A 24008-nucleotide genomic window follows, 5' to 3' on the forward strand; every position below is an offset into this window, starting at 1 on the left:
ATACAGCCCCGCGCCCCTAAAGGCAAAAGGCCCTTCAGCTCAGCCTGTTTACAGCTGCCCGGACTCGCTCATCCGTTGCCGTCAAAGCCACCCTTACGAAGTTTTCGCCGGCCTCTCCGTAGAAGTCGCCCGGAGCCACGAGGATGCCCAGGTCGGCCAGGTGGGCGACCGTGTCCCAGCAGGACTCGCCCCTGGTCGCCCAGAGGTACAGGCTCGCCTCGCTGTGTTCGATGCGGAAGCCGTGGGCCAGGAGGGCCTCGCGCAACGCCGTGCGGCGGGTCAGGTACCGCTCTCGCTGCTCCTGGACGTGGGTGTCATCCCCTAGGGCCGCCACCACCGCCGCCTGGGTGGGCGCCGACGTCATCATGCCGCCGTGCTTGCGGATCTCCAGGAGCGGGGCCAGGACCGCCGGGTCGCCGGCGAGGAAGGCCGCGCGGTAACCGGCGAGGTTCGAGCGCTTGGAGAGGGAGTGGACCGCGACGATGCCGTCGTAGGAACCGCCGTTGACGTCCGGGTGGAGGACCGAGACCGGGTCGGCCTCCCAGCCCAGTTCGAGGTAGCACTCGTCGGAGAAGATCAGGATGCCGTGCTCGCGGGCCCAGGCGACGATCCGGGTCAGCTCGTCCTTCGGGAGGACCTTGCCGGTCGGGTTCGACGGGGAGTTGAGCCAGAGGAGCTTCAGGCCCTCGGGATCGAGAGTCGTCGGGTCGTCGTAGGTCTCGTACTCGGCTCGGGCCAGGCGGGCGCCCACCTCGTACGTCGGGTACGCCAGGCGCGGGTAGGCCACGCGGTCGCCGGGGCCCAGGCCCAGCTGGGTCGGGAGCCAGGCGACCAGTTCCTTGGAGCCGACGATGGGCAGGACGTGGCGGTGGGTCACGTCGCGGGCGCCCAGGCGGTGCTCCACCCAGCCGGTGATCGCGTCGCGCAGTGCCGGTGTGCCCCAGACCGTCGGATAGCCGGGCGAGTCGGCCGCGGCGATCAGCGCTTTCTGGATCAGCTCGGGAACCGGGTCCACCGGGGTGCCGACGGACAGGTCGACGATGCCGTCCGGGTGCGCCGCGGCCGTCTTCTTGTACGGCTCCAGCTTGTCCCAGGGGAAGGTGGGCAGGCGGTCGGTTACTGCGGACACGATGACTGACTCACTTTCTGGACCGTCGTACGGCAAACGCCTCGGCCCCGTAGGGCGCTGATCGGGCGTGATCAGGCCGTACGGGACCGAGGCGGCTCGTCTGTGCGGGCCGCTCTTACTGGTTCTGCGGCGGGAGCGCGGCGACGAAGGGGTGGTCGCGCTCGATCAGGCCCAGCTTGCTGGCGCCGCCGGGAGAGCCGAGCTCGTCGAAGAACTCGACGTTCGCCTTGTAGTAGTCCTTCCACTCCTCGGGAGTGTCGTCCTCGTAGAAGATCGCCTCGACCGGGCACACCGGCTCACAGGCTCCGCAGTCGACGCATTCGTCCGGGTGGATGTACAAGGACCGGGAGCCCTCGTAAATGCAGTCGACCGGGCACTCCTCGATGCACGCCTTGTCCTTGACGTCGACACAAGGCTGCGCGATGACGTAGGTCACGCTGTCGTTCCTCCTCGATAGGGCGCTGGCGGGCCTCCGTAGGCTCCGCCGCCAGGCGCGCTGGAGCGCGGCGTCGTCCATGCCCGCACCTAGTATCTCCGTTCCGGGGCGTGATCCATACAGGAGGGGTGAACTGACCTGTGGAAATCTCTGCGGCTGGACGACTTGAGGTCTGGATCACCGCTGCTGACGTGGGTAAACGAGTGTCTGTCAGGCGCCTGGCAGGTACGGAAGACACGACGGAGAAGTTCACCGACACGGTGGGTGTTCTCACATCATGGGACAGCGGTGTGCTGACGATCACACGGAAGAGCGGCGAGTCCGTCCGCATTCCGGAAACCTCGCTGGTCGCGGGCAAGGTCGTCCCGCCCGCTCCGGCCCGCCGACGGGGACCGTCCGCCACCTACCGGGAGCTGGCCCGGGTCTCCGCGCGCGCCTGGCGGCCGGTGGAGAGCGAGCGGCTCGGCGAGTGGGAGCTGCGCGCCGCCGCCGGATACACCCGCCGCGCCAACTCCGTCCTCCCGCTCGGCGATCCCGGCCTGCCCCTCGACGAGGCCCTGACTGTCGTACGACGGTGGTACGGCGACCGGGGCCTGCCCGCGTACGTCCAGACCGCGACCGGCGGCGAGGGCACACAGGAGCTGCTCTGCGCCGAGCTCGAACGGCGCGGTTGGACCCGTGAGGTGACCGCCGAGCTGTGGGTCGGCGCCCTGGCCCCTGTCGCCGACCGCGCCGACGCGTCCGGGGTCCAGCTGTCCCGGACGGCCGACGAGGCGTGGCTGGCCCGCTATCAGCGCAAGGGGGTGAGCGAGGTGGCCCTGAAGGTGCTGGGGAGTGGACCCTCGGTGTGGTTCGCCACCGTGCCCGGCGAGGGTGGCGAGGGCGCGGATTCGGCTCCTGCCGCGATCGGGCGGTGTGTCGTCGACGGGCGGTGGGCCGGGTTCGGCGCGGTCGAGGTCGATCCCGCGCTGCGGCGACGGGGGCTCGCCTCGGTCGTCATGGCCGCGTTGGCCTCGCGGGCGTTGGCGGAGGGTGCGTCGGCCGCGTGGTTGCAGGTCGAGGCGGAGAACGTGGGGGCGCGGGCGTTGTACTCGGGGATGGGGTTCTCCGCGCATCACGCCTATCACCACTACCGCGACCATCGCGACGGTTCGTCGTGAGCGGGTTCGGGTTCGAGTTCGCCATGCCCGCGCCCCGGCCTCCGGCGGCTGAACGGGCCGCTGCGGTACGGCAGTTGTTCGCCGAGGAGGCTCGGGCCGAGCGGCCCGATCTCGCGACGTTGTGTCTGCTGGTGGGGGCCTCGGCGGACGGGGCGTTGGACGACGCCGGGATCGACTCGGTCCAGGTGGAACTGGATCGGCTGGCCGGGCAGGTGCCGTATCGCCCCGGCGGGCCCGCGGCCTGGGCGAGCGCGTTGCGTCAACTCCTGGGCGAGCGGTTCGAGTTCCGGGGCTCGTCCGGTGACTATCAGCGGTTGGAGTCCTCGCTGCTGCATGAAGTGCTTCGGCGGCGGCGGGGGTTGCCGATTCTGTTGTCCGTGGTGTGGATGGAGGTGGCTCGGCGGGCGGGGGCGCCGGTGTACGGGGTCGCGTTGCCGGGGCATTTCGTGGTCGGGTTCGGGGCGGCTGAGGAACAGGTGCTCGCCGATCCCTTTGATGGGGGGCGGGTGTTGACGGGGGGTGATGCGGAGGTGTTGGTGGCGGGGGCGACGGGGGCTTCGCTGGAACCCGGGATGCTGGTGCCTGCGGCGCCTTTGGAGGTTGTTACTCGCGTCCTGAACAACATTCGGGCGTGGGCTGCGGCTCGGCCTGAGCGGTCGGATGTTGCCCTGTGGGCTGTTGAGTTGGCGTTGGTGTTGCCGTCTCATGCGGCTCGGTTGCGGTATGAGCGGGCTCAACTGCTGGTTCAGCGGGGGGATTTCCTCACGGGCGCGGCTGAACTGGACGCGTATGCGGAGGTGGTGGCGGTTGTGGATGAGCCTGCTGCTGATCGGGTGCGGGGGCAGGCTCATTCGGCTCGGGCGATGTTGAACTGACGTTCGCCTTTGCGCCGTTGGGATTCGGTCGTCTTGCGGGTGCAGGCGCGTTGGGGCTGGTCGCGCAGTTCCCCGCGCCCCTGGCGGGGTTGCCCCCGGCCTGCGTTCTATAGCCAGCCCTTCTCTCTCGCGATCCGTACCGCTTCCGCCCTGTTCCGTACCGCCAGTTTCTGGATCGCTGTCGACAGGTAGTTGCGGACCGTCCCCTGCGACAAATGCAAGGCCTTGGCCAGCTCCGCATTCGTCGAACCGTCCGCCGCCGCCCGCAGCACCTCGCGCTCGCGGTCGGTCAACGGGTTGGCCCCCTCCGCCAGGGCCGCCGCCGCCAAGGTCGGGTCGATGACCCGCTCCCCGGCGAGCACCTTCCGTACCGCTTCCGCCAGTTGGGCCGCCGGGGCGTCCTTCACCAGGAAGGCGTCCGCGCCCGCCTCCATCGCGCTGCGCAGATAGCCGGGGCGGCCGAAGGTCGTGAGGACGACCAGCTTCACCTCGGGGAGTGCCTTGTGGAGCTGGGCCGCCGCCTCGATGCCCGTGCAGCCCGGCATCTCGATGTCGAGGAGGGCCACGTCCACGGCGTGCTGCCGTACCGCCGCCAACACCTCGTCGCCGCGCGCGACTTGGGCGACGACCTCGATGTCGTCCTCCAGGCCGAGCAGCGCGGCCAGTGCCTCGCGGACCATCGACTGGTCCTCGGCGAGGAGGACCTTGATCGTACGGCTCATGCGGGCGATCCTACGTCCGTCACAGCGGCCGGAGCTTCCGCGGGCACCCGTGCCACCAGCCGGAAGCCGTGTTTGAGGCGGGTCGCCTCCAGGGAGCCGCCGGCCTTCGTGAGGCGCTCGCCGAGGCCCGTCAGACCGTTGCCGGGGCCCTTGCCCGAGCCGCCGGTGCCGTTGTCCTCGACGGAGAGTTCGAGCATCGGGCCGTCCAGGGTCTGGCGTCGGACCAGTTCGACCACGCAGCGCTGGGCGGCGCTGTGCCGTACGACGTTCGTGATCGCCTCGCGCAGGGCCCAGGCCAGGGCCGACTCGCTGCCTTCGGAGACCGCCGTCAGGTCCGGTTCTACGGGGAGGTCCGCGATTACTCCCGCTGCCGTCAACGCGACCTGGGCGCCCGCCAGTTCACCGGCCAGGCGCGGGCGGCGGTAACCGGTGACCGCCTCTCGGACGTCCACCAGGGCCTGGCGGCTGACCTGTTCGATGTCGGCGACCTGTTGGGCCGCCTTGTCGGGGTGGTCGGGGAGCATGCGGCCGGCCAGCTCGCTCTTCAGGGTGATCAGGGAGAGGGAGTGGCCCAGGAGGTCGTGCAGGTCTCGGGCCAGGCGCAATCGCTCCTCGTTGGCGGCGAGTTGGGCGACCGTCGCTCGCGCCTTGCGCAACTCGACCGTGGTGCGCACCAGTTGCCGTACGCCCGTCATCGAGTAGCCCACCAGCAGCACGATCAGGAACAGGCCCCAGGCGTCGTCCAGGTCGTCGACGAACCAGCCCGCCAGCATCATCGCGGCGGTGGTCAGCGGGATCGTCCAGTACGCGGCGCGCAGCGGGAGGGTCACCCCGCAGGTGACGGAGACGTAGACGAAGAGGCCGAGCCAGGCGTGGCCGAGGGAGAGGGTCAGGGCTACGGCCAGTATCCACAGGACAGCGACCAGGGCGCCGATGAGCCAGCCGGAGTAGGGGCGGCCCATGGTGCGGAAGACGACCGCCAGGTAGGTCCCGGTGAAGGTCAGCAGGCCCACCCAGCCGGCCGTCGTGGCCGGAGTGGTGTGGTGGTCGGCCAGCAGGTCCTGCATGGGTGCGCCGAGGAAGACCAGCCAGGGCAGGATCCAGACCAGCTTGCGCAGCACCTCGCCCCGGTCGCGGGGCGGCTGGCCGATCCGGATCAGCCGTTCCACCCTGGCCTTCTCCGGCAGCGGGTCCTCGGTCATCGCGCTCACGCCTTCAGCGTGTCCTTCCGGTACAGCCACGCCGCCCCGCCCGCGAACAGGGCGAAGTAGACGACGAGGAGGGTGACGTCCTTGGCGTGCGGCGACTGGCTCTGCTCGATCGCCTGGCCGAGGGCAGCGTACGCGTGGGTGGGCAGCCACTTCGCGATGTCCTGCAACCAGGTCGGGAAGGTCGTGGACGGGAACCAGAGGCCGCCGAGGATCGACAGGCCGAAGTAGACGATCATCGTGATCGGGCGGACCGCGTCCCCGGAGGCGAGGTAGCCGATGGCGACGCCGAGCGCCGCGAAGACCAGGCTGCCCGCCCAGATCGCACCGGTCAGCGCGAGCCACTGCCAGGCGTCCAGCCGTACGTCCTTCAGCACGGCGGCGACGATGAAGACGACCACGATCGACGGCAGGCTGACGACGGCGGCGCCGGCGGTCTTGGCGAGGACGTAGCCGCGCCCGGGCAGCGGGGTCAGCCGCAGCTGCCGTACCCAGCCGTTCTCGCGTTCCTTGGCGATGCGCTCGCTGTTGCCCATCAGGACGGCGGTCAGGGCGCCGAAGGAGGCCATGGAGACCATGACGTACTTCGCGATGCTCAGGCCGGTGCCGTCGACGGTGCCCGTCTGGTTGGAGACGAGCAGGAAGATCACCGAGGGGTAGATCACCGAGAAGAACAGGAACTTGCGGTTGCGCAGGGCGCGGGTGAGTTCCAGTTTGATCAGGCCCCGCGAAGCAAATGTACTCAGCATGACTGCTTGGCCTCCTCGGCCTCCGTGATGGCGACGAACGCCTGCTCCAGACCGAGCCCGGCGACTTCGAGGTTGCGGGGGTAGACGCCGAGGCCGTAGAGCGCGTGGACGGTCGCGTCGGCGTCGGTGGACTGGATGCGGATCGTGTGGCCCGAGCCCGCGGCGGAGCCGCTATTGGACACAGTCACGCTGGTCAGGAAGGGGAGGGACCGGATCGGTGCCTCGTCGATCTCGCCGTCCAGGTCGAAGGCGATCCGGCGGGCGCCGGCCTTCGCCTTGATCTCGGCCGAGGTGCCGTCCGCGAGCAGTCGGCCGCGGTGCAGGACCAGCACGCGGTCCGCGATCGCGTCGGCCTCTTCGAGGTAGTGGGTGGCGAAGAGGACCGTACGGCCTTGGTCTGCCTGTTCGCGCATGGTGGCCCAGAAGGCCTGCCGGGCGGAGACGTCCATGCCGGTGGTCGGTTCGTCGAGGACGATCAGGTCGCTGTCGCCCGCGGTCGCGAGGGCGAAGCGGACGCGCTGGGCCTGGCCGCCGGAGAGCTTGTTGACCTTGCGGTCGGCGATCTGGGCGATGCCCGCGCGGGCGATCACGTCCGCGACCTTGTACGGCTTGGGGTGCAAGTCGCAGGCCAGCTTGACCAGTTCACCGACGGTGACCTCGTCCATCAGCCCGCCGCTCTGCAGCATCGCGCCCACCCGCCCGGCGACGATCGCCCCGCGCGGGCTGGTGCCGAAGACCTCGACCTTGCCGGTGTCGGCCTGCTTGAGGCCGAGCAGCAGGTCCAGGGTGGTCGACTTGCCGGCCCCGTTCGGACCCAGCAGGGCCACCGTCTCCCCCGGGCGCAGCACGAGCGACAGCCCGTCGACGGCCCGGACACTGCCGTAGCTCTTGGTCACCTGCTCGAACCCGACCACCGGGGTGGCCGTCACCGCTGTTGTCGTCATGCCACCCATCGTGGCTGGCGGGGGCCGGTTCCCGGCAGTGTCGGCGGTCCGGTGTGGCGCATGACAGATGTCATGCCGACAGATGTCATGTCGTACGACCGAGGGGGGCACCCGGCGCTGTGCCGGGTGCCCCCCTCGTGCGGTCGGGCGCTAGCTCGGGTCGGTGTCGATGACAGCGACCCGGTCGGTCGTGCTCGTCAGGGCCTCGCGCAGCGCGAGGTAGACGTCCTGCGGTGTGACGGCGGTCTTCTTGCCGTTGGCCCGGGTGATCAGCACGCCGTCGAAGGTCTGGCCGTACAGCTCCTTCAGGGCGGTCAGGTCGGGCTTGTCGACCAGCTTGCCGTTGACGGCCGTCACCTTGAGGAACTTCCACAGCGAGTTCTGCGGGCTCATCAGGACCGAGTGTGTCGCGTCGGTCTGGACGGTGACCTTCGCGGACATGGCCGGCTTGGCGAAGGCCTTCATCTCGCGGTCGACCTCGGCGTTCGTGACCGTCGGCTGCCTGGTGGTCGTCGGGACCGTCACCGTGGTGGCCGTGTTGGTCTCCACCTCGGTGCGGTACGCGTCCTCCACCGCCGTGAGGGAACCGGCGGCGTCGATCGCCTTGCCCGCCTTGCCGTAGACGGCGACCGCCTTGCCGGACGTGAACCGGATCGTGCCCTCGGTGACCGAGCCGGAGCCGGAGCCGCCGCCGAGGTCGGCGAGGGCGGCCTGGAGCTTCTCCTCGTCGGTCGGCATCTCGGGCTGGACGACCCGGTGCTGGCCGAAGAGCGAGCCGATCACGGAGACCGGGTTGTAGTCGCTGGTGGCGGCCTTGCTGACGGTGGTCGCGAAGTCGAACTGCAGCCCCGCCTGGTCCGGCTTGAGCGAGACCGTCCTGCCGCCGACCGACAGCTTCAGCGGCTTGTTCACCCGGTCGCCGAACGCGTCGTCGAGCTTCTTGACGGCGTCGTCACGGGTGCCGCCGCCGATGTCGACGCCGAGCACGGTGGTGCCCTTGGGCACGTCGGTGTGGTTCATCAGCAGACCGGCGCAGTAGGCGCCGCCGCCGATGACGACCACGCCGACGACCAGCAGGACCAGCTTGCTGCGGCCCTTCTTCTTTTTCTTCGCGCCCTTGCCCGCGTTCTTGGCGGCGGGCGCGCTCTGCGAAGAGCCGGGCTCGGGCTGCTTCGGGGGCGTGTGCGGGAGCGGTCCGTCGGGGTGGGTACCGGTGCCGAACGGTGCGTTCCCGGCGCCGGGAATGACCGGCATGCCACTGGTGACGGTGTGGCCGGAGACCTGGTCGGCGGGAGCGCCGTAGCCGGGACTGCCGGGGCCGGGGGCAGGCTTCTGCGGGGTGAGGATCGCGGTGTCGTCGCTGAGACCGCCACCGGGGATCATGCCGCCGGGGCCGCCGGGGAGGCTCGCGCCGCCGGGGCCCATACCGGGACCGCCGGGTCCCATTCCGGGACCGCCAGGGCCCATGCCGGGGCCACCGGGGCCGACGCCCGGACCACCAGGGCCCGCGCCAGGACCAGCAGGGCCCCTGCCAGGAGCGCTGTGTCGGCCGGAAGCCGCGCCCGGACCACCGGGACTACCGGGACCACCGGGGCCTCCAGGACCACCCGGTCCGGCGAATCCACCGGCGCCGTTCGTGCCGCCGGGTCCAGGCCCGTCGGCGTAGCCGCTCAGCACGCTGGGCGCGCCCGGTGCTCCGCCGCCGCCCATGGGGCCGGGCGGGAGCATCAGGCCGTTGCCGGTGACCGGACCGCCGGTCGGGCCCGCGGGACCTTCCGGACCGCCCTGACCGCCGCGCCCGTTCGGACCGTTGAAGCCGTTGGGCCCACCCGGACCGCCGGGACCACCAGTGCCTCCGGGGCCCATGCCCTGACCGTCCGGACCGGGGAACTGTTCGGCTCGCGCGCCGGGGCCGTTGCCCCCGGGGAAGCCGCCCTGGCCGCCTGGTCCGCCCTGCCCGTTGGGTCCGGGGAAACCGCCCTGCTGCCCGTTGTCCGAGAAGTACGGCAGGTCGTCGCGACGGGGTTCGCCGGGGCCGCCGTTGGGGCCACCGGAGTTGGGGCCGCCGTTCGGGCGCGACCCGTTGTCGCCGCGCGGCCCCGCCGCCAGCGCCTCGGTCACGTCGAAGGAGCCGGTGCCGCCACCGTGCCCGGGGGCGACGGGTCCGGCACCGGTGGCGCCGCCGATTCCGGCGCCGTTCGTACCTCCGCCCGTGCCGCCCGCGCCGGGCTGACGGATGGCGCCGGTGACGCTCATGCCGCCGACCACGCCACCGGGACGAGCACCGGTCGGCCGATTGCCGCCGGGCGCACCGGCAGCGGGCGCACTCGGGGTGCCCGCGGCCGAACCACCGGGAATTCCCGCGCCGTTGGTGCCGCCACCGCCCTGACCGCCCTTCGCGGGGCCGGACTTGCGGGGTGCGAACCAGTCGCTGGTCTTCTCCTCGGCGCCGGGCAGGGCGAGTTCGGCGGACGGCTCGACGACGCCGCCCGTGGGCAGCGCGGAACTCGGCAGCTGCACCTCGGCGGTCGTGGATCCGTCGCCGGACCCGGTGTCCGCGACGGGCGTACGCACGACGACAGGCGGAATGGGCCGCGAACCGGGGATGTTGATCCGGATCCGGGTCGTCAGCGTCGTCTCAGTCTTGCGTTCGTCCGGCTGAGCGGCCGAACGCCCCGCGTCCGTACGGTCGTCGGAAGCCGCCGGCGTCCCGTACGGCGGGGTCCCCGAGGGGTAAGCGGCTCCGCCGCGCCCGTCGGGCCCGGAGGACGGAGTGTCAGTTTCACGACTCAAGGCAGGTTCTCCCGGTTGGCTCCGCCGCCCGACACCCACGGGCGACTCGGCGGCGCGCACCACCATACTGGCCACTTCTTGGCGGTATCCCACGGCCGCTGGGGAAACCCACACCGGACTCGCACGCGCGCGTCACCGCGAAGTGGTACGTCACTTGCCAAGTCGGACGTCAGGGCTGCTTGGTTGCCGCCCCAAACCCAACGTGGCACAGATCACAGCTACGGCCATCCCGCCGAGCAGGAACAGATACGAACCGACACCCGCGCCGAAGAGGAAGTCCCCTTCCGGGCGGCTGGCGGTGAGCAGGATGACGGCCACCATCCAGCCTGCGGCGGGCGCCACGGCCCCGCCCCGCCCGTCGGTGGCTCTCGCCCCGCCGACGAACGTTCCGGCCGCCCCCACGAGCGCGAGCAGCAGCCCGCCGGGGAACCACGCGGCCTGCACCAGCGCCCCCGCCGCCCCGACGACCGCGCCGAGCACGAAGAGTGCAAGGTAGGCCAACACCCGTAGCCCGGACGGCCGTTGCAGCGGCTGGGCAAGCAGACTCCCGCCGACCTGGTTGGCACTCATCACAGACCCAGCCCTTCGAAGAGGTCGGACTCAATCGCCCCGCCGCGCCCGCTGTTCACAGAAGATTGCACCAAAGATTGCACCAACTCGTAGTACTCGGTGGTGAAGAGGGGTTGCGCGAGCTCGTTCGACAGCGCGAAGTACGGCTGTTCCGGGGCCACTTCGAGCTGCGTGGCATGCGCGCGCATCGCCCCGATCTTCGCGTCGGCGTACGCGGTACCGTCGATCGCGCTGGTGATCCGCTCATCGTCCACGACACCCGGCACATCGCCCACGGCGGCCACCTCGGCGAAGGGCAGCTCCGGCAGCGCATCACGCAGCCGCGCGAACCCTTCCTCCACGACGGTCCTCGGGACGCGATTCCAATAAACCTTGGCGATCGACTCCCCTGCCGCGGCGGCGAGTTCAGCCGCCCGCATGGCCACGCGATGGGCCTGGATGTGATCGGGATGGCCGTACCCGCCGTCGGGGTCGTACGCGACAAGAACCTGCGGACGCACCTCACGAATGACCTCGACAAGATGTCCCGCGGCCTCATCGAGATCGGCCCGCCAGAAGCAGTCAGGGTCGTCGTTGTCCGAGGTGCCCATCATCCCGGAATCCCGATACCGCCCGGGCCCGCCCAACAGGCGATGATCGGTGACCCCGAGCGCCTTCATGGCGGCGGCGAGCTCCCGCTCCCGCTCCTCGGCGAGTCTGGCGCCCGACAGATGCCGCAGCGCGGGCGGGATGACCTCGCCACGCTCTCCGAGGGTGCACGTGATCAGTGTCACGTGGGCACCCTCGGCCGCGTACTTGGCCATCGTCGCGCCGTTGTTGATCGACTCGTCGTCCGGATGCGCGTGCACCAGCAGCAGACGACGGGCGGGCAGTTCGGTCATACCCCCCACCCTACGAGGCCCTCACCCTGCGAGGACCCCGGCCTCACCTGTAGCGCGGCAGGTTGTCCGTCGGGATGGTCCAGTCGCCAAAGGAAGTCCCTCATGGCCTGGTAGAGGCGGGGAGGAATCGTCCCTTTCATGCTAGGCGGCCTCCGGAAGATCGGTTCGGCAGTCGTGGCAGTGTCCGGGGGTCGGTGAGCGGAAGGCGCGGTCGCAGCGTTCGCAGTTCTGGAGCGGGTGCTGGACCGTCCGCGGTGGGGCCGGGGCGCGGAACGGTGGCGGGGGCGGCAGTTGCGCGATCAGCCGGTGGGCCAGGAGCGCTGCAGGGCGGCGGAGTCCCTCGGGTGGCAGGTCTGCCGTCAGGGCGTGGCGTACGGCTGTGGGGGTGACGTCCCGCTCCAGCCAGGCCGCGACTCCCTGCGCGAGGTGGGCCGTGTCGCAGGTCGACAGGAGCAGGCGGGAGTCGTGGCGGCGGAGGCCTGCCAGGAGGTCCGTGGCCTGCTGGATGAGCGCCGGGGCCGGGTACGCCGGGCGCGGTACGGCGGAGAGCGGCTTGCGGGGTGCCCGTTCACGGCGGGGCGCGGATGCGGGTGCGGGTGCCTTCGGGGGTGCGTGCGGGTCTCTACGGCTGCTGCCGGGCTGGTTGCAGGAGATGATGCGGCCGTCGGGGATGCGGTGCCGTTCGCGACGGAGGTAGCCGTGGGTCTCCAACTCCCGTAGCGCGGCGGCGATTCGGGTCGTGCCCTCGGGGAAGCGGGCGGCGAGGGTCTTGATGTCGACGCGGGTGCCTGCGGGGAGGGACTGGATGTGGACGCCGAGTCCGATCGCCAGGGCCGACAACTCCGGGTGCTGGGCGAGGTGGTTGCCGATCACCGTGAAGCGGGCGGTGTGGCGGGCGTTGTCGTGGGTCAGCCCAACGCTGGAGTGCCCTGAACGGGCGTGCCGCTGGTTCGTGTGGTTCGGGTGTTTGTCGGCGGTGTGCCGGGACTGGGCGCGCGGGGGCGCGCTAATGTCGTGCGTATCCATCGGGAAGCGATCTCTTCCTTGGTGGTCAGGCCCTCGCTTTGGGATTGCCGTCCCGGCGAGGGCCGCCGTATGTCTGCTGTCTGAGGTCGTTGTGCAAAGCCTGAGTTGGTGCTGCGCTGAGCGTAGATCACGTAACCCGCTCGGAATCCAGCCCAGTTGGCGATGTTCACCCGGATGGGTGATCGTCGGGCTCGGCTGCCGGGAGGGTGGGGTGAGGCTTGGTGGGGGTCATTTCGCCGTCGTGGGTTCTTGGGAAAAGGCGCCACGTGCACCGGAGTTCGGGTTTCCGGGTTTCGGTGCGAGGTGTAGTTCCGCCCAGACCGTTTTGCGGGGGCGTGGTCCCGGGTCCCAGCCCCAGCGGTCGGCGAGCGCGGCGACGATCAGCAGACCCCGGCCCGACTCCGACTCCCCTTCCGGCGCGGGGACTTGGGGGCACGGCGGTCGGTCACCCCGGGTGTCGGTGACTTCGATACGCAGGACGCCGGCGATGACGTAGAGGGTGAGTCTGAAATCCCTTCCCGGTACGCGACTGTGCGTAGCCGCGTTGGTGGCGAGCTCGGCGACGATCTGGCGGGCCGGGTCCAACGGGATCGCCCAGGACCGGAGTTGTTCGGTGGCCAGGAGACGGGCGAGGCGGGCGCCGCGGGGCGTGGGTGATAGCTGCACCGTGAAGTTGCGGGTGGGGTTGCCCAGTTGGGGTTTGGGCTGGGCTTCGGAGGTGGCGGATTCTTGGATCACGTCACTTAGCGTGGCCATCCGTGACTACCGTGAACAGTGACTTGGCCGTTGCGTACGGTGACTGTCCAGGCGTTGTCCGGTCGTGTCCGAGCTGTCGGGACCGGGCGTACGGGTAGGGGCATCGCGGCACGGTCGTACAGATCAGGAGGGGTGCGAGATGTCGTTGGACGCGGGCGAGGAACAGCTCAACAGCGAGGCGGACGAACCGGGTTGGGAGGTCGACCCGGACGACGAGTGGGGGTTGGCGGTCCTCGCGACGGTCGGGCGGCAGTTGAAGCTGCGGCGGGAAACGGTGGGGATGCGGGTCGCCGACTTCGCGGTGGCGGTGGGGTACGGCGAGGACCTGGTCTACAAGATCGAGGGCGGGAAGCGGATCCCCCGGCCCGAGTATCTGGACAAGTCCGAGGAGGTGTTGCGGGCGGACGGGCTGATCTCGGCGATGAAGGAGGACGTGGAGAAGGTCCGGTACCCAAAGAAGGTGCGGGCCTTGGCGAAATTGGAGGCGCGGGCAGTGGAGATCGGGGTGTACGAGTCCAACAACATCCCGGGGCTGTTGCAGACACCCGAGCACGCCCGAGCCCTACTGGAGTCGTGGCAACCGTCCTACTCGCCTGAGGACTTGGAACGTCGCGTGGCCGCCCGCGTCGCCCGGCGCAGCGTCTTCGATCGGTCACCTGCGCCCGCGCTCGGCTTCGTACTGGAAGAGGCAACGCTCCGCCGCAAGGTTGGAGGCACAATGGTGCGGCGACAGCAGTTCGAACATCTGCTGGAGGTGGGGCGACTGAACAGCGTCGCGCTTCAGGTGATGCCGATGGACAGTGCGGCCCATCCCGGCATGAGCGGCAGGATCGAAGTGCTGAAGTTCGAAGACGGCACGGCGGTGGGGCGTTCCGATGGCGCGTTCAACGGTCGTCCCACCACAATTCCGAAGCAGCTTCGCATCCTTGAGCTGCGGTATGGCACCATCCGGGCGCAGGCACTCCCGCCACGGGAGTCGCTGGCGTTCATCGAGCAACTGCTGGGAGAAACATGATCCGCGAGCCCGAACTGGCCTGGTTCAAGAGCAGCTACAGCAGCGGCCCCGATGGCGACTCCTGCGTCGAGATCGCGGTAGCGCCCCGCGCTGTCCACATCCGCGACTCCAAGACCGCCGAAGGCCCCCGCTTCGCCATCACCCCGGCAGCCTGGGCGGACTTTGTGACGTACGCGTCCCAGGCCTGAACAACAACGCGCCTCGAACTCGTCTGACGAGTGCGTCACAAGTGCGCCTGCGCGTTTACGCGTTCGGGTCCCAGTCCGCGAGCTGCTCCATCGGCTCGGTGTCGCCGGTGGTCTCCAGGCCGTCGAGCGGGACGCGCGCGTAGAAGTAGAGGACCAGTTCGCTCGCCGCGCCTCGCATCGCCATGTCGCCCGGCTCCGCGTCGGCGGCGAGGTCGTCGCAGCGGACGCCGTCGGCGTTGAGGGTCAGGCGCCAGGAGCGGCCCTCGGTGGTGTGCAGGTCGATGGTTGCCGGCTTGAACGGCCAGGGGACGGTCGTCGCCGCGACGGTCGTCAGGAACTCGTCGACGCCCTCGACCGCGACGTCCGTCGGCAGCGGCTGTGCGGCGCCCTGGGTGAGCTGGGCGTCATAGGTGTGGACGGCGAACTCCTGGATCTGGTGCCGGGCCACGGCTCCGCTGGTCTCCGGGGCCTGCGAGCGGCCCCACCAGGTCCAGCAGCCACGGTCCGGGCCGACCTCACGCATCGCGTCGAGCATGAGCTCGGTCGACTCGGCGAGCCAGGCGTCCAGGGCTTCGCGGTAGCGGGGCGCGGTCGGGGCACCCTTCGGGTCCGTCCTCGCCGGGGGCTCGGCGCCCGGGCCCGCCGCGACGATGGCGGCTTGGCGGCGGCGGCCGTCACCGAGGTGCTGCGCCAGTTCGCGCAGCGTCCAGTCCGGGCAGGTCGGGACCTGGACGTCAAGGTCGGGGGCGGATGCGATCGCGGCGCGGAACGCGGCCGAGCGGTCTTCGATCAGCCGCAGGACCTCGGGAAACTCCAAGATGTTTTGCACGGCGGTTGTGTATCACGGCGCTCCGGCCGCCAGGTAGCGAATTTGTCGGACGAACGCGTCGACGGCCGGGCGGAGCGCCAGCGCCAGCGGAGTGAAACGAGAGCCAGGCCTCAGTCGGTGCGGGAGGTGAGACGCTCGGCCAGCGGGCCGACCGCACCCGATTCGAGGCCAACCGGCTGGGCCGGCCTCGAACTTGCCGGACGGGCGAGTGGCAATGCCCGGCCCCCCGTCACCGAGGGGCCGACACCCGCTCAGAACTTGATGCTCCCGATCATGCTCGCGATGTTCGTCGTGAGATCGCTGATCGTGGGTGCGATCGTCGACGAGGCCAGATAGAACCCCAGGAGGACACAGACGACCGCGTGTCCGCCCTTCAGCCCTGATTTCTTGACCAGAAGGAAGACGACGATCGCCAGCAGCACCACCGCCGAAATCGAGAGTGCCACGGCGGCTCACCTCCAATGATCCCAGGGACTAGGGGGGTCGGACTATGGGGGCAATGGGGTCCATGGGGTGGACCCCTAGAGCAAATCGGTACAGCAAATCCATACAGGAGCCAGCAGGTTCATACCCACGCAGCGCTAGTGATCATAACTATCCGCGCTCGCGCATCGCTCGGCGCACAGCCGCACAAGGGGGCGCATGGCCAATATGGTCGGGTCATGACGACCGAGGCTGACTCCTTCCCCCGACGGCACGCCCGTACCCAGCGATTCACGCTCGGCGCGCCGCGCGCGTTCACCGTGTCACCTGACGGTTCGCGGGTCGTGTTCCTGCGCTCTCCCTCCGGCACGGACCGGGCGAACGCGCTGTGGGTCCTCGATCCGGCGGCCGGCACCGAGCGCGTGGCGGCCGACCCGCGCGCCCTCCTCGGCGGTGCCTCGGAACGCCTCTCGCCCGAGGAGCGGGCCCGCCGCGAACGCACCCGCGAGGGCGGCGCGGGGATCATCGGCTACGCCACCGACAGCGAGGCCGAGTTGGCGTCTTTCGCCTTGTCAGGGCGGCTTTTCACGGCCGGGCTGCGGGACGGCACCGCACGCGAACTCCCGGTCCCGGGACCGGTGATCGACCCCCGCCCGGCCCCCGACGGACGGCACATCGCCTACGTCACCGGCGGCGCCCTGCGCGTCGTAGGAGCCGACGGTGACGGTGACCGGGCGCTCGCCGAGCCGGAGTCGGAGCAAGTCACCTATGGACTGGCCGAGTTCATCGCGGCCGAGGAGATGAGCCGTACGCGCGGCTTCTGGTGGTCGCCGGACTCGGAGCGGCTGCTGGTCGCGCGGGCGGACGACACGCCGGTGCAGCGCTGGTGGATCGCCGACCCGGCCCACCCGGAGCGTGAGCCGCAGCGGGTCGCGTACCCGGCGGCGGGCACGGCCAACGCGGACGTACGGCTGTACGTGATCGGGCTCGACGGGACGCGCACGGAGGTCGTCTGGGACCGGGCGCGGTACCCGTATCTGGCGCGAGTGCACTGGTCAGCGGCGGGTGCGCCACTGCTGCTCGTGCAGGCCCGGGACCAGCGCAGCCAGCTGTTCCTCGCCGTGGAACCCGACTCCGGGGCGACCCGGATGGTGCATGCCGACGAAGATCCAATTTGGCTTGATCTTTTCCCTGGCGCGCCGTGCTGGAGCCCCTCGGGACGGCTCGTGCGGATCGCCGACGAGGGGGGTGCCCGGGTGCTCGCGGTGGGTGAACGCCTGCTCACAGGGCCGCAGTTGCACGTCCGCGCGGTGCTCGACGTCTCCGACGACAGCGTGCTGGTCTCGGCCTCGGCGGGCGAGCACGCGCCCGCCCCGGAGACCGGCGAGGTACACGTCTACCGCGTCAACGAACTCGGCCTGGAGCGCCTCTCGCAAGAGCCCGGCGTGCACTCGGCGGTACGCGCCGGGGGCGTGACCGTACTGATCTCGGCGGTACCGGACCGGCCGGGCACCCAGGTCCAGGTGCTGCGCGCGGGCAAGAAGACGGTGACCATCGCGTCGTACGCCGAAGATCCCGGTATGACCCCGCGCATCACGTTCACCGAGGGGGGCGCACGGCGCGTCCCGTGCGCCCTGCTTATGCCACGGGACTACGACGGCACCACTCCTCTCCCGGTTTTGATGGACCCTTACGGCGGTCCGCACGGCCCCCGCGTGGTCGCCGCGCACAACGCGCACCTCACGTCACAGTGGTTCGCCGATCAGGGGTTCGCGGTGCTCGTCGCCGACGGCCGCGGCACACCGGGCCGTTCACCGGCCTGGGAGAAGGCGATCCACCGCGGCTTCGCCCTCTCCCTCGACGATCAGATCGACGCCCTCCAGGACCTCGCGAAGTCCCACCCGCTCGACCTCTCCCGGGTGGCCATCCGCGGCTGGTCGTACGGGGGTTGGCTCGCGGGGCTCGCCGTGCTGCGCCGCCCGGACGTCTTCCACGCGGGCATCGCGGGCGCCCCGGTCACCGACTGGCGGCTCTACGACACCCACTACACGGAGCGGTACCTGGGTGACCCGGCCAAGGACCCGGAGTCGTACGCGAAGAGCAGTCTGGTGACGGACGACGGACTGTCCGCGCCTGCCGACCCGCACCGGCCGCTGATGGTCGTGCACGGCCTCGCCGACGACAACGTGGTGGTCGCGCACACCCTGCGACTGTCCTCCGCACTGCTGGCCGCCGGCCGCCCGCACGAGGTGCTGCCACTGTCGGGCGTCACGCACATGACCCCGCAGGAACAGGTCGCGGAGAACTTGCTCCTGCTCCAAGTGGACTTCCTGAAGCGGGCGTTGGGCCTGGCCTAGGTACGGCAACGGACCGGGGCGACATGGCGCGCCCCGGTCCGTTTACGGCACCCGCACGGCCGTACGTCATTCAGGTTGACGTGTCCGTATATCGAGATCGGGTCGGCGGAGTTGCCTGTGTGTTAACGCGGTTGGTGGCGGTTTGGGAGGTTATTCCGCCCCCTGATCAAGATCGTCCGGGGTCGCTTCGGGGGTTTCCTCCTGCGGTACGACCTGCTTCTCCTCGGCGAAGTGACAGGCCGAGTCGTGTGCCGCGGGGCCGCTCGCCAGCCGGAACTCGGCGGGTACCGCGAGCAGCGGCACCTCCAGTGAGCAGCGCTCCTGTGCCTTCCAGCAGCGGGTGCGGAAGCGGCAGCCGGACGGGATGTTCGTCGGCGACGGCACGTCACCCGCGAGGATGATCCGCTCCCGGTGGTCCCGCGCGTCCGGGTCGGGCACGGGCACGGCGGAGAGCAGCGCCTGGGTGTACGGGTGCGTCGGGTGGTCGTAGATCTCCTCGTCCTTGCCGATCTCCACGATCCGGCCGAGGTACATGACTCCGACCCGGTCCGAGATGTGCCGGACGATGGAGAGGTCGTGCGCGATGAAGATGTAGGAGAGGTCGAACTCGTCCTGGAGGCGGTCGAGGAGGTTGATGACCTGGGCCTGTACGGAGACGTCGAGCGCGGAGACGGGTTCGTCGGCGACGATGACCTCGGGGCGCAGCGCCAACCCCCTTGCGATGCCGATGCGTTGGCGCTGGCCGCCGGAGAACTGGTGCGGATACCGGTTGATGTACTCGGGGTTGAGCCCGACCACGTCCAGCAGATCCTGAACTCGCTTGCGCCGGTCGCCCTTTGGCGCCACCTCGGGGTGGATCTCGTACGGCTCCCCGATGATGTCGCCCACCGTCATCCGGGGGTTGAGGGAGGTGTACGGGTCCTGGAACACCATCTGGATGTTGCGCCGGGCGGCTTTGAGCGCGCGGCCCGACATGCGGCTGATGTCCTCGCCCTTGAACTTGATCGACCCTTCCGTCGGCCGTTCAAGGTTGACCAGCATCTTGGCGACTGTTGATTTGCCGCACCCGGACTCCCCGACGATGCCGAGGGTCTCGCCCTTGTTGAGCGTGAAGTCCACACCGTCGACGGCTTTGACGGCACCGACCTGCTTCTTGAAGAGGATGCCCTGGGTCAACGGGTAGTGCTTGACGAGCCCGGTCACCTCCAGGATCGACTCAGCCATTGAGGCACTCCCTCCAGAAGTGGCAGGCGCTGCCCCGGTGTTGATCCACCTCGTACAGCTCGGGTTCATCGGTCCGGCACACGTCCTGGGCCATCGGACAGCGGGGGTTGAAGGCGCAGCCGGGCGGGATGTGCATCAGGTTCGGCGGGAGGCCCTTGATGGCGTAGAGCTCCTGGCCCTTCTGGTCCAGGCGCGGGATGGAGTCCAACAGGCCGCGCGTGTACGGGTGGGCCGGGGCCTTGTAGATGTCGTGGACGGGGGCCGACTCGACGATCCGGCCCGCGTACATCACGGCGATCTTGTCGGCCACGTCCGCGACGACTCCGAGGTCGTGGGTGATGAGGATGAGCCCCATGTGCAGCTCGCGCTGCAACTCGGCGAGCAGGTCCATGACTTGGGCCTGGACGGTGACGTCGAGGGCGGTGGTGGGTTCGTCGGCGATGATGAGCGCCGGCTCCAGGGCGAGCGCCATGGCGATCATGATGCGCTGGCGCATACCGCCGGAGAACTGGTGGGGGTAGTCACGGACCCGCTGCGCCGCACCCGGGATCCGCACCCGGTCCATCAGTTCAACTGCCTTGGTCCGCGCGTCCTTTCGGGACATTCCCCGGTGCACGATGAACATCTCGCCGAGCTGATCGCCCACGGAGAGCACGGGGTTGAGCGAGGACAGCGCGTCCTGGAAGATCATCGCCATCTCGGCACCGCGAACCTTGCGCCGCTCGTCTTCCTTGAACTTCAGCAGATCCTTGCCCCGGAACAGAATCTCGCCGCCGGTGATCTTCCCCGGCGGGGTGTCGAGAATCCCCATCACCGCCTGCGCGGTCACGGACTTCCCGGACCCCGACTCCCCCAGCACGGCCAGGGTCTCGCCCTCGTCCACGCTGTAGTTGACCCCGTTGACGGCCTTGGCGACCCCGTCCCTGGTCCTGAACTCCACATGCAGATCCCGCACTTCGAGCAGCATGACGCCGGTCACCTCAACTTCGGGTCGAGGGCGTCGCGGACCGCGTCGCCGAGCATGATGAACGCGAGGACCGTGATCGCCAGGGCTCCGGCGGGCCAGAGGAGCATGTGCGGGGCGTTGCGGATGTACTGGGACGCGGCCGAGATGTCGATGCCCCAGCTGACCGTGGGGGGCTTGAGGCCTACCCCGAGGTACGACAGGGTCGCCTCCAGGGAGATGTAGGTGCCCAGCGCGATCGTGGCTACGACGATCACCGGGGCGACCGCGTTCGGGGTGATGTGGCGTAGCAGGAGGCGGGAGTTGGAGGCGCCGAGGGCCCGCGCGGCCTGGACGTAGTCGTTCTGTTTGGCGGTGATGACCGAGCCGCGGGCGATGCGGGAGATCTGCGGCCAGCCGAGCAGAACCATGAAGCCGATCACCGGCCAGACCGTGTTGCTCGTCACCACGGACAGGAGGACCAGGCCGCCCAGGACCACCGGGATCGCGAAGAAGATGTCCGTGAGGCGGGACAGGATCGAGTCCCATACTCCGCCGAAGAAGCCCGCGAGGCCGCCCAGCACCGATCCGAAGATCGCCACCCCCAGCGTGGCGAGCACGCCCACCGTCACCGACGTACGCGTGCCGTACACCGTGCGCGTGTAGACGTCGCAGCCCTGGCCGTCGTAGCCGAAGGGGTGGCCCGGCTGGGAGCCTTCCTGGGCCTTGGCGAGGTCGCACTTGAGGGGGTTGCCCGAGGCGATCAGGGAGGGCCAGAGGGAGATGACCACCAGGAAGAGGATGACCAGCGCGGAGATGATGAAGACCGGGTTGCGGCGCAGGTCGCGCCAGGCGTCGGACCAGAGGGAGTGGGGTTTGCCGGATGGGCCGGTGCCTTCCGGTCCCCCTGGTGCCCGTCCGCCGGAGGCGGCTGATGACTGCTGCTCCAGGGTTTCCGCCTCGCTCGCGGCGAGGTCCATGGCGCCGCCCATGCCGGTCCCGGCAATCGCGCGCTCCGGTTCGAACGGCTGCTCAGGCATAGCGGATCCTCGGGTCGAGAACGGCGTACAGGAGGTCGACCAGCAGGTTGGCGATCAGGAACACCAGGACCAGGACCGTCACGAAGCCGACCACCGTCTGGGTGTTCTGGCGGACGATCCCCTGGTAGAGCTGGTAGCCGACCCCGTGGATGTTGAAGATCCGCTCGGTGACGATCGCGCCGCCCATCAGGGCGCCGATGTCCGTGCCGATGAAGGTGACCACCGGGATGAGGGAGTTGCGGAGCAGGTGGCGGATGATCACCCGGTGCCTCGGGAGGCCCTTCGCCACCGCCGTACGCACGTAGTCGGAGCGGCGGTTCTCCGCGATGGACGTCCGGGTCAGCCGGGTCACGTACGCGAGGGAGACCGAGGCCAGCACCAGCCCGGGGACGATCAGTTCGCTGAACGTCGCCTCCGGTGAGACGGACGGTTTGATCCAGCCCCATTCGACGCCTAGGAGGAGTTGGAGCAGCAGACCGGTGACGAAAGTCGGGACGGAGATCACCACGAGGGTGAGCAGGAGCACCGTGGTGTCGATGGGGCGGCCGCGCTTGAGGCCGGTGAGCACCCCGAGCGTGATGCCGATGACGACCTCGAAGACGATCGCCACGACGGTGAGCCGGATGGTGACCGGGAACGCGGTCGACATCAGCTCGGTGACCTTCTGGCCGGTGAACGCCGTCCCGAAGTCACCGGTGAAGACGTTCCCCATGTAGGTCAGGTACTGCTGCCACACGGGCTTGTCGAGGCCGAACTCCCGCTTGAGCTGGGCGGCCGTCGCCGGGTCGCACTGCCGCTCGCCGCACAGGCCCGCGATGGGGTCGCCCATGACGTTCACCATCAGGAAGATCAACAGTGTGGCGCCGATGAAGACCGGGATCATCTGCAGCAGACGCCGGATTACGTACCGTCCCATGGGGGCTCCGGGGATCATGGGGGCGGGCCGCGGCGGACCCGCCCCCGGTGCGACTCGGGCTCAGCTGACCTTGATCTCGTTGTAGACAGGGACGCTGAACGGGTTGAGCGCCACGTTGGAGAGCCGGTCGGAGTAGCCCGCGCTGCCGTTCTGGTACCAGAGCGGGATGGCGGCCATGTTGTCCCGTACGACGCCCTCGGCCTGCTGGAAGAGCTTGATCGCCTTGCTGGTGTCCGTCTCCGCGTTGGCCTGGTCGACGAGCTTGTCGAAGTCCTTGTTGGACCACTGGCCGTCGTTGGAGGAGGCGTTGGTGTAGTAGAGCGGCTGGAGGAAGTTCTGGATGAGCGGGTAGTCCATCTGCCAGCCGGCGCGGAACGGGCCCGTCATCTTGTGCTGGCCGATCTGGTTGCGGAAGTCCGCGAAGGTGCCGACCGGGTTGCCGACGCACGCCTTGTCGTTGCCGAGCGCGTTGTTGATGGAGTTGCACACCGCGTCCACCCACTCCTTGTGCGAGCCCGTGTCCGCGTTGTACGTGATCTTGACCTGGCCGCCGGGAATGCCGCCGCCCTCCTGGACGAGCTTCTTCGCCTCGGTGGGGTTGTACTTGCAGGCGTCCCCGCACAGCCCGTCCTGGAAGCCGCCCTCGGTGCCGAGCACCGGTGAGGTCCAGTCGGTGGCCGGGGTGCGGGTCTTCTGGAAGATCGTGTTGGTGATCTGGTCCCGGTTGATCGCCATGGACAGGCCCGTGCGGACCTTCTCCGAGCCGCTCTTGTTCCAGTTCTTGTCGTAGTACGGGAACGCGAGGGTCTGGATGATGCCGGCGGGCGTGTTGATGTACCGGCTGCCGAGGTCGCTCTTGACGTTCTTGAGCTGCGAGGCCGGGATGTCGTCGACGAGGTCGAGGTTGCCGGCCATCAGGTCGGTGTAGGCGGTGTTGTTGTCGGTGTAGACCTTGAGGGTCACGCCACCGTTCTCCGCCTTGTCCGTCCCGGTGTACCCGTCCCACTTCACGAGCTTCATCTGCGAGCCCTTGGTGTACGACGAGATCGTGTACGGGCCGTTGCCCACCGGCTTCTTCAGCCAGGCCGCGTGGTCCGAGAAGAACGTCGACGGCAGCGGGGAGTAGGCCGCGTAGCCGAGGGTGTCCGGGAAGGTCGAGAACTTCTGGGTGAGCTTGATGGTGAAGGTGTCGGTGCCGGTCACCTTGAGCCCGGTGAGCGTGGTCGCGCTCTGCGAGCCGCTGTCGGGGTGGACCTTGTCGTAGCCCTCGATGTACCCGAAGAAGTACGCGTTCTTCTGGTTGTTCTTGAGGCTCGCCCCGTAGTTCCACGCGTCGACGAAGGACTTCGCGGTGACGGCCTCTCCGTTGCTGAACTTCCAGCCGCTCTTGATGGTGACCGTGAAGTTCTGCGAGTCCGTGGTGTCGATCTTGTCGGCCAGCATGTCCTCGGCCTTGCCGGTCTTCGGGTCGTACCGCTTCAGTCCGCGGAAGACCATGTCGAGGACCTTGCCGCCCTGCACCTCGTTGGTGTTGGCCGGCTCCAACGGGTTCTGCGGGTCGCCCCAGGAGGCGCTGAGCACCGAGCTGCCGTCACCGCCGCCGCCGCTGTCGCTGCTTCCGCCGCCCCCACAGGCGGTCGCCGCGAGGGCTACCGCCGCCGCGCAAGCGGCCCATTTGGCGTGCGTGGCTCCACGCATCGAGTGCCTCCTCAGGAAAGCCGATCCCTGCTGATCCGTTACCGGCCAATATCGACGCAAAGGGGACGCGGCGCACACGCAGCCACCCGAATGCAGCACAGGCCGCTCGCGCGAGGGGTGAGCCCG

The 24008-nt window shown here is 69.6% G+C and carries 23 protein-coding genes; 5 read left to right on the forward strand and 18 right to left on the reverse strand.

Annotation, left to right across the window (positions count from 1 at the left end):
* Nucleotides 1–34: 34 nt before the first annotated feature.
* The gene (locus SPR02S_RS18075) at nucleotides 35–1129 is read right to left on the reverse strand and encodes a bifunctional succinyldiaminopimelate transaminase/glutamate-prephenate aminotransferase (RefSeq protein ID WP_019058396.1); all 1095 of its coding nucleotides are present in this window, start codon (nucleotides 1127–1129) and stop codon (nucleotides 35–37) included.
* 115 nt (nucleotides 1130–1244) lie between these two features.
* The gene (gene fdxA / locus SPR02S_RS18080) at nucleotides 1245–1565 is read right to left on the reverse strand and encodes a ferredoxin (protein ID WP_019058397.1); all 321 of its coding nucleotides are present in this window, start codon (nucleotides 1563–1565) and stop codon (nucleotides 1245–1247) included.
* A gap of 140 nt (nucleotides 1566–1705) precedes the next feature.
* Between fdxA and SPR02S_RS18085 the strand changes: the two genes are divergently transcribed.
* Both SPR02S_RS18085 and SPR02S_RS18090 read left to right on the forward strand, forming a co-directional pair.
* Nucleotides 1706–2725, forward strand: coding sequence for a GNAT family N-acetyltransferase (locus tag SPR02S_RS18085; protein ID WP_026150656.1), 1020 nt, complete (start codon nucleotides 1706–1708; stop codon nucleotides 2723–2725).
* Nucleotides 2726–2748: 23 nt separating this feature from the next.
* Nucleotides 2749–3600, forward strand: coding sequence for a transglutaminase family protein (locus SPR02S_RS18090; RefSeq protein ID WP_026150657.1), 852 nt, complete (start codon nucleotides 2749–2751; stop codon nucleotides 3598–3600).
* Nucleotides 3601–3707: 107 nt separating this feature from the next.
* On the opposite strand, the gene SPR02S_RS18095 is transcribed toward SPR02S_RS18090, so the two are convergent.
* From SPR02S_RS18095 to SPR02S_RS18135, 9 genes are all read right to left on the reverse strand, one after another.
* Nucleotides 3708–4322, reverse strand: a complete 615-nt coding sequence (locus tag SPR02S_RS18095) for a response regulator transcription factor (RefSeq protein ID WP_019058400.1) — start codon at nucleotides 4320–4322, stop codon at nucleotides 3708–3710.
* Entirely contained in the window at nucleotides 4319–5533 is a 1215-nt protein-coding gene (locus tag SPR02S_RS18100; protein WP_019058401.1) for a sensor histidine kinase, read from the reverse strand. Before SPR02S_RS18100 ends, SPR02S_RS18095 begins: the two co-directional genes overlap by 4 nt.
* A complete protein-coding gene (locus tag SPR02S_RS18105) occupies nucleotides 5530–6279 on the reverse strand; it encodes an ABC transporter permease (RefSeq protein ID WP_019058402.1) in 750 nt (249 codons plus the stop codon). The genes SPR02S_RS18100 and SPR02S_RS18105 overlap by 4 nt, the downstream gene beginning before the upstream one ends.
* Nucleotides 6273–7223, reverse strand: coding sequence for an ABC transporter ATP-binding protein (locus SPR02S_RS18110; RefSeq protein WP_020684185.1), 951 nt, complete (start codon nucleotides 7221–7223; stop codon nucleotides 6273–6275). The genes SPR02S_RS18105 and SPR02S_RS18110 overlap by 7 nt, the downstream gene beginning before the upstream one ends.
* 150 nt (nucleotides 7224–7373) lie before the next feature.
* Nucleotides 7374–10016 (reverse strand): hypothetical protein, encoded by a 2643-nt coding sequence (locus tag SPR02S_RS64345; protein WP_026150658.1) that lies wholly within the window; start codon nucleotides 10014–10016, stop codon nucleotides 7374–7376.
* 150 nt (nucleotides 10017–10166) lie between these two features.
* Nucleotides 10167–10586 (reverse strand): DUF6113 family protein, encoded by a 420-nt coding sequence (locus SPR02S_RS18120; protein WP_019058405.1) that lies wholly within the window; start codon nucleotides 10584–10586, stop codon nucleotides 10167–10169.
* Nucleotides 10586–11467, reverse strand: a complete 882-nt coding sequence (mshB, locus tag SPR02S_RS18125; RefSeq protein WP_019058406.1) for an N-acetyl-1-D-myo-inositol-2-amino-2-deoxy-alpha-D-glucopyranoside deacetylase — start codon at nucleotides 11465–11467, stop codon at nucleotides 10586–10588. The genes SPR02S_RS18120 and mshB overlap by 1 nt, the downstream gene beginning before the upstream one ends.
* A gap of 141 nt (nucleotides 11468–11608) precedes the next feature.
* Complete coding sequence (locus SPR02S_RS18130) at nucleotides 11609–12493, reverse strand: helix-turn-helix domain-containing protein (protein WP_019058407.1); 885 nt, start codon at nucleotides 12491–12493, stop codon at nucleotides 11609–11611.
* Between the two features lie 228 nt (nucleotides 12494–12721).
* Nucleotides 12722–13231 carry an ATP-binding protein gene (locus SPR02S_RS18135; protein WP_019058408.1) on the reverse strand — a complete coding sequence of 170 codons (510 nt, stop codon included), beginning with the start codon at nucleotides 13229–13231 and terminating at the stop codon, nucleotides 12722–12724.
* Nucleotides 13232–13388: 157 nt separating this feature from the next.
* Here SPR02S_RS18135 and SPR02S_RS18140 point away from each other — a divergent pair, with 157 nt between their 5' ends.
* Together SPR02S_RS18140 and SPR02S_RS18145 are read left to right on the forward strand one after the other, a co-directional pair.
* Nucleotides 13389–14264 carry a helix-turn-helix domain-containing protein gene (locus SPR02S_RS18140; RefSeq protein ID WP_019058409.1) on the forward strand — a complete coding sequence of 292 codons (876 nt, stop codon included), beginning with the start codon at nucleotides 13389–13391 and terminating at the stop codon, nucleotides 14262–14264.
* Nucleotides 14261–14452 (forward strand): DUF397 domain-containing protein, encoded by a 192-nt coding sequence (locus tag SPR02S_RS18145; protein WP_019058410.1) that lies wholly within the window; start codon nucleotides 14261–14263, stop codon nucleotides 14450–14452. Before SPR02S_RS18140 ends, SPR02S_RS18145 begins: the two co-directional genes overlap by 4 nt.
* Before the next feature lie 55 nt (nucleotides 14453–14507).
* Here SPR02S_RS18145 and SPR02S_RS18150 read toward each other — a convergent pair whose 3' ends face one another.
* Nucleotides 14508–15281 (reverse strand): maleylpyruvate isomerase family mycothiol-dependent enzyme, encoded by a 774-nt coding sequence (locus SPR02S_RS18150; RefSeq protein ID WP_019058411.1) that lies wholly within the window; start codon nucleotides 15279–15281, stop codon nucleotides 14508–14510.
* Nucleotides 15282–15532: 251 nt separating this feature from the next.
* Nucleotides 15533–15727 (reverse strand): hypothetical protein, encoded by a 195-nt coding sequence (locus SPR02S_RS18155; RefSeq protein ID WP_019058412.1) that lies wholly within the window; start codon nucleotides 15725–15727, stop codon nucleotides 15533–15535.
* A gap of 216 nt (nucleotides 15728–15943) precedes the next feature.
* On the opposite strand from SPR02S_RS18155, the gene SPR02S_RS18160 reads away from it, so the two are divergent.
* Nucleotides 15944–18061, forward strand: a complete 2118-nt coding sequence (locus SPR02S_RS18160; protein ID WP_019058413.1) for a S9 family peptidase — start codon at nucleotides 15944–15946, stop codon at nucleotides 18059–18061.
* A 150-nt stretch (nucleotides 18062–18211) separates the two neighbouring features.
* Here the strand turns inward: SPR02S_RS18160 and SPR02S_RS18165 are convergent, their stop codons facing one another.
* From SPR02S_RS18165 to SPR02S_RS18185, 5 genes are read right to left on the reverse strand one after another with little or no spacing between them, the layout of a single operon-like run.
* Complete coding sequence (locus SPR02S_RS18165; RefSeq protein WP_019058414.1) at nucleotides 18212–19285, reverse strand: ABC transporter ATP-binding protein; 1074 nt, start codon at nucleotides 19283–19285, stop codon at nucleotides 18212–18214.
* Nucleotides 19278–20252: an ABC transporter ATP-binding protein gene (locus SPR02S_RS18170; RefSeq protein ID WP_026150659.1), complete on the reverse strand. Its 975-nt coding sequence runs from the start codon at nucleotides 20250–20252 to the stop codon at nucleotides 19278–19280. Before SPR02S_RS18170 ends, SPR02S_RS18165 begins: the two co-directional genes overlap by 8 nt.
* 8 nt (nucleotides 20253–20260) lie before the next feature.
* Nucleotides 20261–21268, reverse strand: coding sequence for an ABC transporter permease (locus SPR02S_RS18175; protein WP_019058416.1), 1008 nt, complete (start codon nucleotides 21266–21268; stop codon nucleotides 20261–20263).
* Nucleotides 21261–22184 (reverse strand): ABC transporter permease, encoded by a 924-nt coding sequence (locus SPR02S_RS18180; RefSeq protein ID WP_019058417.1) that lies wholly within the window; start codon nucleotides 22182–22184, stop codon nucleotides 21261–21263. The genes SPR02S_RS18175 and SPR02S_RS18180 overlap by 8 nt, the downstream gene beginning before the upstream one ends.
* A gap of 60 nt (nucleotides 22185–22244) precedes the next feature.
* Complete coding sequence (locus SPR02S_RS18185; protein WP_019058418.1) at nucleotides 22245–23882, reverse strand: peptide ABC transporter substrate-binding protein; 1638 nt, start codon at nucleotides 23880–23882, stop codon at nucleotides 22245–22247.
* Between the last annotated feature and the right edge of the window lie 126 nt (nucleotides 23883–24008).

Origin of the sequence: Streptomyces prunicolor NBRC 13075 (genome assembly GCF_000367365.1) — a bacterium.
Lineage (GTDB): Bacteria > Actinomycetota > Actinomycetes > Streptomycetales > Streptomycetaceae > Streptomyces > Streptomyces prunicolor.

Excerpts from the sequence above, each read along its gene's own strand:
- SPR02S_RS18090 (WP_026150657.1), top strand. The coding sequence starts at position 2,749 with ATGCCCGCGCCCCGGCCTCCGGCGGCTGAACGGGCCGCTGCGGTACGG.
- SPR02S_RS18095 (WP_019058400.1), bottom strand. The coding sequence starts at position 4,322 with ATGAGCCGTACGATCAAGGTCCTCCTCGCCGAGGACCAGTCGATGGTC.
- SPR02S_RS18105 (WP_019058402.1), bottom strand. The coding sequence starts at position 6,279 with ATGCTGAGTACATTTGCTTCGCGGGGCCTGATCAAACTGGAACTCACC.
- SPR02S_RS18110 (WP_020684185.1), bottom strand. The coding sequence starts at position 7,223 with ATGACGACAACAGCGGTGACGGCCACCCCGGTGGTCGGGTTCGAGCAG.
- SPR02S_RS18120 (WP_019058405.1), bottom strand. The coding sequence starts at position 10,586 with ATGAGTGCCAACCAGGTCGGCGGGAGTCTGCTTGCCCAGCCGCTGCAA.
- mshB (WP_019058406.1), bottom strand. The coding sequence starts at position 11,467 with ATGACCGAACTGCCCGCCCGTCGTCTGCTGCTGGTGCACGCGCATCCG.
- SPR02S_RS18130 (WP_019058407.1), bottom strand. The coding sequence starts at position 12,493 with ATGGATACGCACGACATTAGCGCGCCCCCGCGCGCCCAGTCCCGGCAC.
- SPR02S_RS18140 (WP_019058409.1), top strand. The coding sequence starts at position 13,389 with ATGTCGTTGGACGCGGGCGAGGAACAGCTCAACAGCGAGGCGGACGAA.
- SPR02S_RS18145 (WP_019058410.1), top strand. The coding sequence starts at position 14,261 with ATGATCCGCGAGCCCGAACTGGCCTGGTTCAAGAGCAGCTACAGCAGC.
- SPR02S_RS18160 (WP_019058413.1), top strand. The coding sequence starts at position 15,944 with ATGACGACCGAGGCTGACTCCTTCCCCCGACGGCACGCCCGTACCCAG.
- SPR02S_RS18165 (WP_019058414.1), bottom strand. The coding sequence starts at position 19,285 with ATGGCTGAGTCGATCCTGGAGGTGACCGGGCTCGTCAAGCACTACCCG.
- SPR02S_RS18170 (WP_026150659.1), bottom strand. The coding sequence starts at position 20,252 with ATGCTGCTCGAAGTGCGGGATCTGCATGTGGAGTTCAGGACCAGGGAC.
- SPR02S_RS18175 (WP_019058416.1), bottom strand. The coding sequence starts at position 21,268 with ATGCCTGAGCAGCCGTTCGAACCGGAGCGCGCGATTGCCGGGACCGGC.
- SPR02S_RS18180 (WP_019058417.1), bottom strand. The coding sequence starts at position 22,184 with ATGGGACGGTACGTAATCCGGCGTCTGCTGCAGATGATCCCGGTCTTC.
- SPR02S_RS18185 (WP_019058418.1), bottom strand. The coding sequence starts at position 23,882 with ATGCGTGGAGCCACGCACGCCAAATGGGCCGCTTGCGCGGCGGCGGTA.